At 62.7% G+C, this 15,402-nt stretch carries 9 protein-coding genes; 2 read left to right on the top strand and 7 right to left on the bottom strand.

The window, feature by feature from the left end:
- Nucleotides 1–42: 42 nt before the first annotated feature.
- From BLW22_RS12220 to tpx, 7 genes are all read right to left on the bottom strand, one after another.
- Nucleotides 43–789, bottom strand: a complete 747-nt coding sequence (locus BLW22_RS12220) for an SDR family oxidoreductase (RefSeq protein ID WP_065927843.1) — start codon at nucleotides 787–789, stop codon at nucleotides 43–45.
- Nucleotides 790–843: 54 nt separating this feature from the next.
- Nucleotides 844–2,940, bottom strand: a complete 2,097-nt coding sequence (locus tag BLW22_RS12215) for a putative bifunctional diguanylate cyclase/phosphodiesterase (protein ID WP_074846479.1) — start codon at nucleotides 2,938–2,940, stop codon at nucleotides 844–846.
- Nucleotides 2,941–3,121: 181 nt separating this feature from the next.
- Nucleotides 3,122–4,687, bottom strand: coding sequence for an efflux transporter outer membrane subunit (locus tag BLW22_RS12210; protein WP_074846476.1), 1,566 nt, complete (start codon nucleotides 4,685–4,687; stop codon nucleotides 3,122–3,124).
- On the bottom strand, nucleotides 4,684–7,791 hold the full coding sequence (locus BLW22_RS12205) for an efflux RND transporter permease subunit (RefSeq protein ID WP_065927845.1): 3,108 nt from the start codon (nucleotides 7,789–7,791) through the stop codon (nucleotides 4,684–4,686). Before BLW22_RS12205 ends, BLW22_RS12210 begins: the two co-directional genes overlap by 4 nt.
- Complete coding sequence (locus BLW22_RS12200; RefSeq protein WP_065927846.1) at nucleotides 7,788–10,889, bottom strand: MdtB/MuxB family multidrug efflux RND transporter permease subunit; 3,102 nt, start codon at nucleotides 10,887–10,889, stop codon at nucleotides 7,788–7,790. Before BLW22_RS12200 ends, BLW22_RS12205 begins: the two co-directional genes overlap by 4 nt.
- Nucleotides 10,886–12,184, bottom strand: a complete 1,299-nt coding sequence (locus BLW22_RS12195; RefSeq protein ID WP_074846473.1) for an MdtA/MuxA family multidrug efflux RND transporter periplasmic adaptor subunit — start codon at nucleotides 12,182–12,184, stop codon at nucleotides 10,886–10,888. Before BLW22_RS12195 ends, BLW22_RS12200 begins: the two co-directional genes overlap by 4 nt.
- 240 nt (nucleotides 12,185–12,424) lie before the next feature.
- Nucleotides 12,425–12,925 carry a thiol peroxidase gene (gene tpx, locus BLW22_RS12190; protein WP_065927848.1) on the bottom strand — a complete coding sequence of 167 codons (501 nt, stop codon included), beginning with the start codon at nucleotides 12,923–12,925 and terminating at the stop codon, nucleotides 12,425–12,427.
- 159 nt (nucleotides 12,926–13,084) lie between these two features.
- Between tpx and BLW22_RS12185 the strand changes: the two genes are divergently transcribed.
- Together BLW22_RS12185 and BLW22_RS12180 are read left to right on the top strand one after the other, a co-directional pair.
- Complete coding sequence (locus tag BLW22_RS12185; RefSeq protein WP_074846470.1) at nucleotides 13,085–14,374, top strand: glycosyltransferase; 1,290 nt, start codon at nucleotides 13,085–13,087, stop codon at nucleotides 14,372–14,374.
- A 72-nt stretch (nucleotides 14,375–14,446) separates the two neighbouring features.
- A complete protein-coding gene (locus BLW22_RS12180; RefSeq protein WP_027606399.1) occupies nucleotides 14,447–15,352 on the top strand; it encodes an AraC family transcriptional regulator in 906 nt (301 codons plus the stop codon).
- Nucleotides 15,353–15,402 lie beyond the last annotated feature (50 nt).

Genomic DNA, 15,402 nt, shown 5'->3' with positions numbered 1-15,402 from the left:
AGATACCTATGCCCCGATGGCGCCGGTACAGGCACTGCATCACTAGCGACCGCCACCCAAATCCAGAAAAGTCCCCGTGGCATACGAAGCCTTGTCCGACAGCAGCCAGATAATCGCTTCCGCCACTTCATCCGGCCGCCCGCCACGGGCCATGGGAATACCGGACTCGAGCTTGCTGACCCGGTCCGGGTCGCCGCTCAGGGCGTGGAAGTCGGTGAAGATGTAGCCGGGGCGCACCGCGTTGACGCGGATGCCCTCGCCCGCCACTTCTTTCGACAGGCCGAGGGTGAAGGTGTCGAGTGCGCCCTTGGATGCGGCGTAGTCGACGTACTCACCCGGCGAACCCAGGCGTGCAGCCACCGACGACACATTGACGATACTGCCGCCCTGCCCGCCATGCTTGGGCGACATCCGCAGCACCGCGTGCTTGGCACACAGGATCGGACCGAGCACATTGGTCTTGAGAATGTTCAGGATGCGGAACTCGGACATCTCATCCACCCGCGACTTGTGCCCCACGGTGCCGGCATTGTTCACCAGCGCGGTGACCCGGCCCAGTTCGGCGTCCACGCGATGGAACAGCGCAATCACTTCATCTTCGATACTGACATCCGCGCGCACCGCAATCGCCTGGGCACCGAGGCCGCGAACCTGCTCGAGCACGCTGTGGGCGGCTTTTTCATCGGAGTGGTAGTTGATGCAGATGCGATAGCCCTCGCGGGCAGCCAGCAATGCCGTCTCGGCGCCGATACCACGGCTCCCCCCGGTGATGATGAGGACTTTGTCCATGCGTGCGGTCTCCTGATCCAACCTGGTGTTTAGGGTTGGATCCGATACTAACCGTCACGCACGGCTTTTGTCAGGCGCCGCTGCATCTTCGCCGCGCTGGATATGGGCCATGAAACCGTCCGCCGGCAACGGGTGGCCGAGCAGGTAGCCTTGCAGGGAGTTACACCCCAACCGCGTGAGAAAACTCTGCTGCACATCGGTTTCCACGCCTTCGGCGACGATTCGCAGCCCCAGCGCCTGGCCCAAGGCAACAATGGCAGACACGATGGCGGCGTCGTCGCTGTCATGCTCCAGGTCACGCACAAAACCACGGTCGATCTTCAACTCGTTGGCCGGCAGGCGCTTGAGGTACATCAGGCTGGAGTAGCCCGTGCCGAAATCGTCGATGGACAGGTCCACGCCCATGTCCGACAGCTGCTGCAACACCGTCATGCTCGCATCGGCGTCGCTCATCGCGGTGGTCTCGGTGATTTCCAGGGTCAGGCTGTTGGCCGGCAACCGGTGCCGCGCCAGGGCGCCGGCGACGCTGTTGACCAGCCCGGCGTGGCAAAACTGCAACGCCGACAAGTTCACCGCGATGCGCCAGTGCTCATAACCCTGGGCGTACCACAGGCTCATTTGGCGACAGGCTTCATTGAGCACCCATTCGCCGATGGGGATGATCAGGCCGGTTTTTTCCGCCAGTTCGATAAAGGTCGCCGGCAACAACAAGCCTTGTTGCGGATGCTCCCAGCGCACCAGCGCTTCGGCGCCCACCGGGATCCCACTGATCGCATCAAACTTGGGCTGGTAATACAGCCGGAACTGCTCGTGCTCAAGAGCATTGCGCAGGTCTTGCAGCAGCTGCAATTGCTTGCGCGCATTGGTGTTCATCGACACATCAAAGAAGCTGTAGCCGTTCTTGCCCATGCCCTTGGCATGGTACATGGCGGCGTCGGCGTTCATCAGCAGTTCCTGGGGGGAGTTGCCATTGCCCGGGAACATGGCGATGCCGACGCTGGCGGAAATCTTCAGCTCATGCTCGGCCACCTGGAACGCGCGGTTGATCAGCACCACCTGGCGTTCGGCAAGGCCGAGGGCATCGTCGGGCTGGGTCAACTGCACCAGCAATACAAACTCATCGCCGCCGATGCGCGCCAGGGTGTCGTGACTGCGCAGGTCTTCGCGCAGGCGCAGGCCGACTTCGCGCAACAACTGGTCGCCCATGTGATGGCCAAAAGCATCGTTGACCGGCTTGAAGCCATCCAGGTCGATGAACATCAGGGCAAAGCAACCGCCCTGCTCCTTTACCGCCTCGATGGCCTGTTGAATACGATCGGCCAGCAAGGTGCGATTGGGCAGGCCGGTGAGCATATCGTGCAGGGCCAGGTGGGTCAGTTCCTGGTTGGCTTGGGTCAACGAGTCGGCGAGCACCGCAGTACGGGCTTCCAGGCGCGCGTCGAGCAACGACGTCAGCAACGCGATGGCCAGTACCGCCAGGGTCGTCACCAACACCAGGTTATCCAGGCCCTTGCCGCTCAAGCCATCCAGCACGGCGGCGCAGTAACTTTCATCGGCAAAGCCTGCGGCCGCCATGCCGGTGTAATGCATGCCGACGATTGCAAAGCCCATCACCACCGCCGCACCACCACGGGCCAGGCGTACGTAAGGCGTGTTGCGGCGCAGGTTGAACGCAATCAACAGTGCGGCTCCGGACGCCACCACCGCGATCAGCAACGACAGGCCAAATAGCGTGGGGTCATAGTCGATGCCCGGCGTCATGCGCATCGCGGCCATGCCGGTGTAGTGCATGCTGGCAATACCGCTGCCCATGACCAGCGCGCCAAACGCCAGTTGCCAGGCAGGCAAACGCGCTTGGCTGACCAGCCATAATGCAAAGCCGCAGGACAATACCGCGATCAACAACGACAGCGCGGTGATACCGATGTCGAAGCCCAAGGCAAACGGCAGGCGCAACGCCAGCATGCCGATAAAGTGCATGGACCAGACGCCTACCCCCATCGCCATGGCCCCGCCGGCTATCCATAAATACACAGCGCGCCCCTTGGCGGTCGCGATGCGGCCGGTGAGGTCCAGGGCGGTGTAGGAAGCGAGGATCGCGACAAACAGCGAGATCGCGACCAGCGAGGGGGAATAGCTACCGATAAGCATGGGACTTCTCGTGGGCAACGGACCCGAAACGCCCGTACCAAGTGGCAAAGCGGGCGATTGTAGCGAGAATAATTCTTGAACAGTTGATTAATTATCAGAGGGCCATTAGTGGCAGTTTGACGCCAATCTACTGATTGAAATTACCCACACACTGCGTTCCCACACACGTGAGAACGATCGATCAATCCTTCTCGGCAATCGGCGTCTGCCCATCCCAACCACCACCCAGCGCGGCGATCAGTTGCACGCTGGCCACCAGGCGGCTCTGCAACAGGGTCAACACGGTGCGCTCGTTACTCAGCGCCGTGGCCTGGACCGTCACCACATCCAGATAGGCAATCAGCCCGGCCTTGTACTGGTTCTGGGTCAAGCGCAGCGATTCTCGGGCGGCCTCGAGGGCTTCGTTGCTGACCACCGCCTCGTCTTCCAGCACCTTAAGCTGGACCATGTAGTTTTCCACTTCACGGAAGCCGTCGAGCACGGTCTGGCGGTACTTGGCCACGGTTTCGTCGTAGGACGCCACGGTGCGGTCGACTTCCGCCGAGCGTTGGCCGCCGTCGAACAGGGTCATGGCCAGTTTCGGCCCTACCGACCAGAAGCGGTTCGGCAGGCTGATCCAGTCGGCATAGGTGCTGCTGGAATAGCCGCCGGCCAGGCTCAGCGTCAGGTCCGGGTAATAGGCTGCCTTGGCCACGCCAATATTGGCGTTGGCGGCGATCACCGAGCGTTCGGCCGAGGCGATGTCCGGGCGCCGTTCAAGCAATTGCGACGGCAGGCTGACCGGAATCTGCGGCAGGGCCGGGATGTCCTTGCTCACCGCCAGGCTAAAGCTGGCCGGTGCCTCGCCGATCAACACGGCGATGGCGTTTTCCAGTTGGGCACGTTGCCAGATCAGGTCGATCAGGCTGGCCTGGGTGGTCTTGAGCTGGGTTTGCGCCTGGGCCACCGCGTCCTTGCCGGAAACCCCGGCGCGGTATTGGTTTTCGGTCATTTGCAGGGAGCGCTGGTAGGTGTCCAGCGTGGCTTGCAGCAGGCGGGTCTGCTCGTCCATGACCCGCAGTTGCAGGTAGCTTTGCACCAGTTCCGACTGTTGGCTCAGGCGCATCGCGGCCAGATCCGCCGAGCTGGCTTCGGCACTGGCCTCGTTGGCCTCCAGGCCACGGCGCAACTTGCCCCAGATATCGGCTTCCCAGCTCACGCCGAGCTGCGCATTGAGGGTGTCACGGATCCCGCTGCTGGAACTGCTGAGGCTGGCGCTGCTGCTGCCGGTGCCCTGGCTGGCGCGGGTTTTGCCCGCGCTCAGGTCGACGCTGGGGTAAAACGCCCCGCGTGAACTGCGCACCAGGGCCTGGGCCTGGCGAAAACGCGCTTCGGCCTGGGCCACGGTCTGGTTGGAATTATTCAGGCGCAGCACCAGGTCGTTGAGTTGGCGGTCGCCATACAGCTCCCACCAGGCGCCACGGGCCAGGGAATCACTCGGCGCGGCCTGGCGCCAGCCCTGGGCTTCCTTGAACTGCGCGGGTTCAGTGACTTCCGGGCGTTTGTAATCCGGGCCGACGGCACAGGCGCTGAGCAACAACGCCAACCCTACTGTAGGAGCGAGCTTGCTCGCGAAGGTCGTTAACGATAACGCGCCGAGCCTGAATGAACGCGGTGCCTGCCGTTTTTTCGCGAGCAAGCTCGCTCCTACAGGGATGAGTGCCGTGTCGGAAGCCCGCAGTGCATTGGCGTTGGTTGAATCGGTCATAGCGCAGTGTCCAGGGCAGCATCGGTACGCACGCCGCGCCAGGCATTGAAACGGTGGCGCGCGCGGTCGAGATAGAGGTAAACCACCGGGGTGGTGTAGAGGGTCAGGACCTGGCTGAAAATCAGGCCGCCAATGATGGTCAGGCCCAGGGGATGGCGCATTTCCGCGCCATCGCCGGTGCCCAGCAGCAATGGCAAGGCGCCGAGGATGGCCGCCAGGGTGGTCATCAGGATCGGCCGCAGACGCAACAGGCAGGCGCTGCGAATCGATTCCAGCGGGCCTAGCCCATCGTTGCGTTCCAGCTGCAACGCCAGGTCGATCATCAGGATCGCGTTCTTCTTCACCACCCCGATCAACAGGAACAGGCCGAGCAGGGAAATCAGGCTGAACTCCCCTCCCGTCAGGTAGATGGCAAGCATCGCGCCGACGCCGGCCGACGGCAGGGTCGAGAGGATCGTCAGCGGATGAATGTAGCTCTCATACAGAATGCCCAGCACCAGGTACACCGCCACCAGCGCGCCGAGGATCATGAACGGCTGGCCCTTCTGCGTGGCCGCAAAGGCATCGGCAGTGCCGGCCATCTTGGCGATCACATCTTCCGGCAGGCCGACCTTGGCAATCGCCCGCTCGATGGCCGCCGTGCCCTGCTCCACCGTGACCCCGGGGGCCATGTCGAAGGCGATGTTTTCCGAGGCGAACTGGCCTTCGTGGCTGACGCGGTCGTCCGCCAGGCTGTTCTCGTAATGGGCAATGGTCGACAACGGCACCCGCGCGCCGCTGGAGGTGATCACCTGCATCTGGTTGAGGGTGATCGGGTCCTGGGCGTATTTGGGGTTGACCTCCATCACCACCTGGTACTGGTTGAGGCTGTCGTAGATGGTGGAAATCTGCCGCTGGCTGTAGGCGTTGTTGAGCACCGCGGTGACCATGTCCATGTCGATGCCCAGGCGCTTGGCCTGGTCACGGTCGACAATCAGCGTGACCTGGGCCGCGCCGCGCCCTTCACGGGCGTCAATGGCGGTCAGTTCCGGCAGCTCACGCAGCGCCGCAACCACTTTCGGGTACCACAGGCGCAGCGCGGCCAGGTCGCCGCTTTGCAGGATGTAGGAATACTGCGCGCTGGTCTGGTCACGGCTGCCGCCGAATTGCAGGTCCTGGTCGGCCATCAGGAACAGGCGCCCGCCCGGCACCAGCGGTACATCCTTGCGCAGGCGCTCGATCACCGCCTGGGCGGACACCTTGCGTTCGCTGATGGGCTTGAGGCGGACCAGCATCACCGCGTTGTTGGTACCGTTGTTGCCGCCGATAAAGCCGGCCACGCTGAGCACCGCTGGGTCGTTGAGCACCGCCTTGCGGAAGATTTCCATCTTCGGCTGCATGACGCTGAACGACAGGCCGTCGTCCCCGCGCACAAAGCCGATCAATTGGCCGGTGTCCTGTTGCGGCATAAAGGTCTTCGGGACCACCACGTACAGCGCCACGTTCACGCCAATGGTCAGCAGCAGGCTGAGCAAGGTCAGGCGGCGATGGCGCAGCACCCAGTCCAGGCTGGTGGCGTAGCCGGCCACCATGCGGTCGTTGATCTTCTGGCTCCAGCGCTGCAGGCCGGTCATCTGCCCTTTCACGTGGGGCTTGAGCCAACGGGCGCAGAGCATCGGCGTCAACGTCAGCGACACGATCAGCGAAACGATGATCGCCGCCGACAAGGTGATGGAAAACTCGCGGAACAAGTTGGTGACGATCCCGCCCATGAACAGGATCGAGAGGAACACCGCCACCAGCGATACGTTCATCGACAGCAAGGTAAACCCGACTTCCTCGGCACCCAGGTAGGCGGCCTTCATCGGTGGCACGCCCGCGTCGATATGCCGGGAAATGTTCTCCAGCACCACAATGGCATCGTCCACCACCAGGCCGGTGGCCAGGATCAGCGCCATCAGCGAGAAGTTGTTCAGTGAGAACCCGTACAGGTACATGATCGCGAACGTGCCCACCAGCGACACCGGCACCGCCAGGGTTGGAATCAGCGAGGCGCGGAAGTTGCCGAGGAACAGGTACACCACCAGGATCACCAGCCCCACCGCAATCAGCAGGGTCATCTCGGCTTCATGCAGGGTCGCGGTGATCACCGGCGAGCGGTCCATGGCCAGGCTGAGCTTGACGCTGGACGGCAGCACCGCCTGCAACGCCGGCAGTTGCGCCTTGATCTGCCTGACGGTCTCGATGATGTTGGCGCCGGACTGGCGGTTGATCACCAGCAGCACCGCCGAATCATTGTTGAAGAAGCCACTGTTGTAGCGGTCCTCCACGCCGTCGCTGATCTTCGCCACATCCTTGAGGCGCAGGGCGGCGCCGTCCTGGTAGCGAATCAGCAGCGGCTCGTAATCCTTGGCCTTTTCCAGCTGGTCGTTGGCCTGGATCTGCCAGTTGCGCTCGCCGTCTTCCAGGGAGCCCTTGGGCCGACGCTGGTTGGCATTGGCGATGGTGTTGCGCACGTCGTCCAGGGCCACGCCGTACTGGTCGAGGGCCTTGGGTTCCAGCTCGATACGCACCGCCGGCAGGGAGCTGCCGCCGATCTGCACTTCGCCCACCCCCGGCACCTGGGACAGGCTTTGGGAGAGGATGGTCGAGGCCAGGTCGTACAGCTGGCCCTTCTGCAACACGTCCGAGGTCAGCGACAGCACCATGATCGGCGCCTGGGACGGGTTGATCTTCTTGTAGGTGGGCATGCTGCGCATGCCGCTGGGCAGCAGGTTGCGCGAAGCGTTGATCGCCGCCTGCACTTCCCGCGCGGCGCCGTTGATATCACGGTCGGAGTCGAACGCCAGGATCACCCGGGTGGAGCCCTGGCTCGACGAACTGCTCATGGTGGTGATGCCGGCAATCGCGCCGAAGGAACGCTCCAGCGGCGTGGCCACCGTGGAGGCCATCACCTCGGGGCTGGCGCCGGGCAGGCTGGCCGAGACCACGATCACCGGGAAATCGATCTGTGGCAGCGGCGACACCGGCAGCAGGTTGAAGCTGACCCCGCCCAGCAACATGATCGCCAGGCTCAGCAGCAGGGTCGCTACCGGCCGGCGAATGAAAGGTCCGGACAGGTTCATGACTCAACCGGCTCCAGGCTTTGCGGCTCTTTGCGCCAGCGGCGGCCGAGGCGATCGAAATACAGGTAGATCACCGGCGTGGTGAACAGCGTCAACACCTGGCTCACCAGCAGGCCGCCGACCATCACCAGGCCCAGGGGCTGGCGCAGTTCGGCACCGGAGCCGGTAGCGAGCATCAACGGCACTGCACCGAACAGGGCGGCCAGGGTAGTCATCAGGATCGGCCGGAAGCGCAGCAGCGCCGCCTGGTAGATCGCGGTCTGCGGGTCCAGGCCCTGGTTGCGTTCGGCGTCGAGGGCGAAGTCGATCATCATGATCGCGTTCTTCTTGACGATACCGATCAGCAAAATGATGCCGATGATCGCGATCATGCCCAGGTCATTGCCGCTGAGCAGCAAGGCCAGCAAGGCCCCCACTGCCGCCGACGGCAAGGTCGAGAGAATGGTGATCGGGTGGATATAGCTCTCGTAGAGCACGCCCAGCACGATGTACATGGTGACCACCGCTGCCAGGATCAGCAGCAAGGTGCTCGACAGCGACGCTTCGAATGCCTGGGCAGCGCCCTGGAACTGGGTCTGCACGCCCACCGGCATGCCGATGTCCTTCTGCGCCTGGTTGATCAGCTCCACGCCTTTGCCCAGGGCAACGCCGGGGGCCAGGTTGAACGACATCATGACCGCCGGGAACTGGCCGATGTGCGCAATCGCCAACTGCGCCTGGCGCTGTTCCACATGGGCGAGGCTGGACAGGCGCACCTGGCCGCCGTCGGTGGTCTTCACATGGATCTGGTTCAGCGCCGCCGGGCCCAGGGTTTCCCCCGACTGGGCCTGCAAGACCACGCGGTACTGGCTGGCCTGGGTGTAGATGGTGGAAATCTGCCGCTGGCCGAACGCGTCATACAGAGCATCGGTGATGGTCGACACACTGACGCCCAGGCGCGAGGCCGCATCGCGGTCGATCACCAGGTACACCTGCAGCCCCTTGTCCTGCAGGTCGCTGGCGACGTCTGTGAGCTCCGGCATCTGGCTCAGTGCGTGCACCAGCTTGCCGCTCCACAGGGCCAGCAGGTCGGCGTCCGGCGAGGACATGCTGAACTGGTACTGGGTGCGGCTGACACGGTCTTCGATGGTCAGGTCCTGCACCGGCTGCATGAACAGGCGGATTCCCACCAGCTTGTCGATTTGCGGTTGCAGGCGCGTGATCACCTGGGCCGCGCTCAAGTCGCGCTGGCCGTGGGGCTTGAGGTTGATCAGCAAGCGGCCGCTGTTGAGGGTGGCGTTATCGCCATCCACGCCGATATAGGACGACAGGCTTTCCACCGCCGGGTCGGTGAGAATGATCTGCGCCAGTTCCTGCTGGCGCTGGCTCATGGCGGCGAATGAAATCGACTGCGGCGCTTCGGAAATACCCTGGATCACCCCGGTGTCCTGCACCGGGAAAAAGCCCTTGGGCACCACCAGGTACAGCACCACGGTCAGGCCCAGGGTCGCGATGGCCACCAGCAGGGTCAGCGGCTGGTGCCTGAGCACCCATTGCAACTTGCGCCCGTAGGCTTCGATCAGCCAGTCGATCCAGGCGCCGCTGGCCTTGTAGAAACGGCTCTGCTCTTCTTCCTTGGGCTCGCGCTTGAGCAAACGCGCGCACATCATCGGCGTGAGCGTGAGGGACACCACCAGGGAAATAAGGATCGCCACCGCCAGGGTGATGGCAAATTCGCGGAACAGCCGTCCCACCACATCAGCCATGAACAGCAGCGGGATCAATACGGCGATCAGTGACAGGGTCAGGGAGATCAGGGTGAAGCCGATCTGCCTGGCGCCCTTGAGCGCGGCGGCCAGCGGCGTCTCGCCTTCCTCGATATAGCGGGAAATGTTCTCCAGCATCACGATGGCATCGTCCACCACGAAACCGGTGGCAATGGTCAGGGCCATCAGCGTCAGGTTATTGATGGAGAACCCGGCCAGGTACATCACCCCGAAGGTGCCCACCAGCGACAGCGGCACGGCAATCGACGGGATGATCGTGGCGCTGACCCGCCGCAGGAACAGGAACGTCACCATCACCACCAGGGCAATGGCGATCAGCAATTCGTGCTGCACATCGGTGACCGAGGCGCGGATGGTCTGGGTGCGATCGGTCAGCACCGTCACGTCGAGGCCGGCCGGCAGGTTGTCGGTGATGCTCGGCAGCAGCGCCTTGATGCGGTCGACCACCTCGATCACGTTGGCGCCCGGTTGGCGCTGGATATTGAGGAGTACGGCCTGGTTTTCATTGGCCCAGGCGGCAAGGCGTTCGTTTTCGGCGCCGTCGACGATCTGCGCCACATCCTTGAGGCGCAGAGGCGCGCCATTGTTGTAGGCCAGGATCAGCTCGGCGTATTGCTGGGGCGACACCAACTGGTCGTTGGCATCGAGCATCGACACCCGCGTGGGGCCGTCGAAGTTGCCTTTGGGCTGGTTGACGTTGGACGCGGCGATCAGGGTGCGCACATCGGAGAGGTTCAAGCCGTTGGCCGCCAGGGCTTCGGGGTTGACCTTGATGCGCACGGCCTGGCGCTGGCCACCGGCGATGCTGACCATGCCGACGCCGCTGATCTGCGCGATCTTCTGCGCCATGCGTGTGTCGACCAGGTCATTGAGCTTGGGCAGCAGCATGGTCTTGGAGGTAATGGCCAGGGTCAGCACCGGGGTATCCGCCGGGTTGACCTTGTTGTACACCGGCGGTGCCGGCAAATCCTTGGGCAGCAGGTTGGTGGCGGCGTTGATCGCAGCCTGCACCTGTTGCTCGGCGACATCCATATTGATGTCGAGGTTGAAACGCAGGGTCAGCACCGAGGCGCCGCCGGAACTGGTGGACGCCATCTGGGTCAGGCCGGGCATCTGCCCGAACTGGCGCTCAAGGGGCGCGGTGACCGCGCTGGTCATCACATCGGGGCTGGCACCGGGGTACAGGGTCATCACCCGGATGGTCGGGTAATCCACCTGAGGCAGCGCCGAGACCGGCAACAAGCGGTAGGAAATAATGCCGGCCAAAACAATCGCCAGCATGCTCAGCGTGGTGGCGACCGGACGAAGGATAAACAGTCGCGACAGGTTCATGAACCGACCTTTTGCGCCTTGCCGGCGGTGGTGCCGGTCTCCCCTTTAGCCGCCGGCTTGCCTTGCAGGTGTTCGGTGGGCGTCGTCGGCACTTCGCTGCTGTCGTTGACCACTTCGATCTCGCTGCCGTCCTTGAGGCGGTCGGTGCCTTCCAGCACCACACGGTCGCCGGCGACCAGGCCTTCCTTGATCACAGTGTTGTCGCCATCGGTGTCACCCACCACCAGCGACTGGACCTTGACCTTCTTGTCGCCATCGAGCTTGTAGACAAAGGTGCCGGTGTTGCCGAACTGAATCGCGGCGGACGGCGCCAGCACCACGTTGTGCAAGGTATCGGCGAGCAAATGCACGTTGACGAACTGGTTGGGGAACAGCGCCTGGTCCTTGTTATCGAAACGCGCCTTGAATTTCAGGGTGCCGGTGGTGACGTCGATCTGGTTGTCCAGGCTTTGCAGCACACCAGTGGCCTGCCGCTTGACGTCGCCACGGTCCCAGGCTTCCACGGGCAGCTTGTTGCCGGCGTGATAACGGGCGAGCACGGTTTCCAGGGTGTTTTCCGGCAGGGTGAAGGCCACGCTGATCGGTTGGGTCTGGGTGATCACCGCGAGGAAGGTGGTGTCGTTGGCCGCCACCAGGTTGCCCACATCGACCTGGCGCAAGCCGACGCGACCACTGATAGGCGCGCGGATCTTGGTGAACTCGAGGTTGAGCTTGGCGTCGTCCACCGCGCCCTGGTTGGTCTTGACCGTGCCCTGGTATTGCAGGACCAGCGCTTCGGCGGTGTCCAGGGTCTGCTTGGCGATACTGTCCTGGGTGTACAGGTCGCGATAACGCTGCACGTCGACCTGGGCGTTTTTCAACTGGGCCTGGTTCTGCATCAGCGTGCCCTGGGCCTGGAGCAAGGCATTCTGGTAGCTGCGCGGGTCGATCTCGGCCAGCAGGTCGCCGGCCTTGACCATCTGCCCTTCTTCAAAGGCGATCTTGACCAGCTCGCCACCCACCCTGCTGCGCACATTGATGGTATTGAGCGCGGTGACCGTGCCCAAGGCCTTGTAGTACACCGGGAACTCCCCCAGCACCGCTGGCGCTACACGCACCGGCACCGGGCCGGTGGACCCGCCGAACCCCGGGCGCGCCATGCCGGTTTTACCGGTATGCCCGGCCGGTGCGTCTTTGTGGGCGGCGCCGCCTGGCCAGAATTTCCAGCACAGGCCGGCGATAACCAGCAGCACGAGCAGGCCGAACAGCCAGCGGCGGGAGTTGCGGGGGGAGGATTGCATGGAGTGATCAACCATTGGGCGCGAGAGCTTCTTCTTCGGGAGGCTGAAAGATAAGCACTGGAGCGCGTTAAGAAAAGCGCCTTTACCGGCTATTTACCTTGGGCTTACAACTTTTAACTTCTGCGGCTTAGTCTGTGGGCTATTTCGCTAAACGTCTGAGCCACAAATAAAAACGGCCTGGACTAGGCCAGGCCGCAATCATGTCTTACGGGTGTTACTGCAAAACGACAGTAACGCGCCAACGCGCCGCAACAGTTACTTCAAAACAGCCAGGGCCGCTTCGTAGTTCGGCTCCTGGCCGATTTCCGAAACCAGTTCGCTGTGCAGCACGGTGTTATTTTCGTCCAGCACCACGACCGCACGGGCGGTCAGGCCCTTGAGCGGGCCATCGGTAATCGCTACGCCGTAATCGACGGCAAAACCAGGGTCACGGAAGTCCGACAGGTTCTTCACGTTTTCCAGGCCTTCGGCGCCGCAGAAACGCGCCTGGGCGAATGGCAGGTCGGTGGAGATGCACAGTACGACGGCGTTGTTCAGCTCGTTGGCCTGGGCGTTGAACTTGCGTACCGACGTGGCGCAGGTCGGGGTGTCGACGCTTGGGAAGATATTCAGCACTTTGCGCTTGCCGGCAAAGGTAGCCAGGGTTGCATCCGACAGATCGCCGGCGGTCAGGGTGAAGTCTGCTGCTTCAGAGCCGACTTTCGGCAATTCGCCTTCAACCTGGACAGGGTTACCGCGAAGAGTGACTTGAGCCATGAACAGAATCCTTATGCTGGGTTTTGGTTAAACGAATTCGAGAGGCGGAAGTTAACCACAAAGTACCGTGGCTACCTACCGCCAGACACAAATTGTCATGCCACGCGGTTGTGGTTTAATTGCGCGCTTTGCGCCTGCCCTCCAAGGAAACCGTTTCTAATGAATCAGCCCGCCACCAAAGTCCTGGTCATTGGTTATGTCTGGCCGGAGCCCCGTTCCTCGGCCGCGGGCGGGCATATGATGCAGATCCTTGAAACTTTTCTTACACAAGGTTGGGATATTACCTTCAGCAGCCCGGCAGCACTGGGCGAGCACAAGGCCGACCTGCTGGCGCTGGGCATCGCCGAATGCGCGATCGAGCTCAATAGCAGCAGCTTTGACGACTTTGTCCGCGAGTTGGCTCCGGATATCGTGCTGTTCGACCGGTTCATGATGGAAGAACAGTTTGGCTGGCGCGTGGAGAAGTGTTGCCCCGACGCCCTGCGCGTGCTGGAAACCTCCGACCTGCAAAGCCTGCGCGACGCCCGTCAGCGGCGCCTCAAGGCGCACCTCAAGGCCCACCCGGGCAGCGACGACTTCAGCGCGCTGTTCGCCCCGGCCCTGGAGCAGGCGTTCCAACTGATGGCCGACACCGACCTGGCCAAGCGCGAAATCGCCGCGATTTATCGCTGCGACATCAGCCTGATGATCTCCGACGTGGAAATCCGCCTGCTCACCGAACAATTCAAGCTACCCGCCGCCCTGCTCCACTGGTGCCCGCTGATGATGACGCCGCCAACCGAGGCCTTCGTACCGTTCGAAGAGCGTGCGCACTTCCTCAGCATCGGTAACTTCCGCCATGCGCCGAACTGGGACGCCGTACTGTGGATGAAGAACAGCGTCTGGCCAATAATTCGCCAGCAATTGCCGGGCGCCCAGCTGCATATCTACGGCGCCTACACCCCGCCCAAGGCCACCGCCCTGCACAACCCGGCGCAGGGCTTTCATGTGATGAACTGGGCCGAAGATGCCCTGCAAGTGATGAGCGCCGCGCGCATCTGCCTCGCGCCCCTGCGCTTTGGCGCGGGTATCAAGGGCAAGCTGGCCGATGCGATGCTGTGCGGCACGCCCAACATCACTACCCCCATCGGCGCGGAGGCCATGGGCGATGAGCGGCCATGGCCCGGCGCCATCGAGCAATGCGCCGAAGCCCTGGCGGCGGCGGCCGTGGCGCTTTATCAGGATCGCGAACGCTGGACCCAGGCCCAGCAGGATGGGCGCCAACTGATTGCCGGCCGTTATGACCGCACTGTCCACGGGCCTGCACTGGTGGAGTGCCTGCAACACTGCCGCAGCCACCTCGCCGCCCATCGCCGCAGCAACTTCACCGGCAGCATGCTGCGCCACCATGCGCATAAAAGTACGCAGTACATGTCCCAGTGGATCGAGGCGAAAAACCGTAGCCTGTAAACCGCGGCGCTGGCGAGGTCGTGCGCGAGGGGGCATTATCCCAAGCAGCAACCACAATAAAGCGACGGCAGCATGACCCGAGCAACGCGAATCACCGACCCTTCCTACGAGCTGATGGACGATCACAACGGCCTGTCCATCATCTATCGCCAGCATGGTTTCCCCTGCCCGCTGGTGCGCTGGCATTTCCACAAGGAATACGAGCTTCACCTGATCGTCGCCAGTTCCGGCAAGGTGTTTATTGGCGACTATATCGGCAACTTCTATCCGGAGAGCCTGTTCCTCACGGGGCCCAACCTGCCCCACAACTGGATCAGCCAGGTGGAGGAAGACGAAGTGGTGCCCAAGCGCGACATGCTGGTGAACTTCACCGATGAGCTGTTCGAGCAGGGCAGCCATATTTTTGCCGAGCTCAAGACCTTGACGCCCATGCTGGAACGCGCGCAGTCCGGCATTGAGTTTCGCTGCAAGAAAACCATCGCCCAGGCCATGACCCTGATGCAGCGTATCGAAGACGCCCGGGGCATGGCGCGCCTGGGGCACTTCTTTATCCTGCTGGAAGTGTTGAGTAGCTGTGAGGACTACCAGTTGCTGTCCGGCGTGACCACGCCGCAACTGGCGGATGAACATAGTATCGACCGCACCAACCGCGCGGTGGACTACATTTTCGCCCACTACGCGCGCGAGTTGCCCCTGGAGGAAGTGGCGGAACACCTGGGGATGAAGCCGACGTACTTTTCCCGGGTGTTCAAGCAGGCGACCGGGCGCACGTTTATCGAGTTTGTAAATCGGCTGCGCATCAGCAAGTCCTGCGAGCTTCTGGCCGATGGCGACAAGGCCGTGACGGATGTGTGTTTCGAGTCGGGTTTCAACAATATTTCCAACTTCAACCGGCGCTTTCAGCAGCTCAAGGGGATGACCCCCTCTCACTACCGCCGTTTGGCAGTTCAGCGTCTGACGGAACAAAACCTGGCCTGACCCAGCACCTAAACAGGTGCTTACAAAGCGTGTCGGCAATTCCCACCCCA

This window comes from Pseudomonas marginalis, from assembly GCF_900105325.1.
GTDB lineage: Bacteria > Pseudomonadota > Gammaproteobacteria > Pseudomonadales > Pseudomonadaceae > Aquipseudomonas > Aquipseudomonas marginalis.
This window is presented reverse-complemented; position numbering and strand designations above follow the sequence as displayed.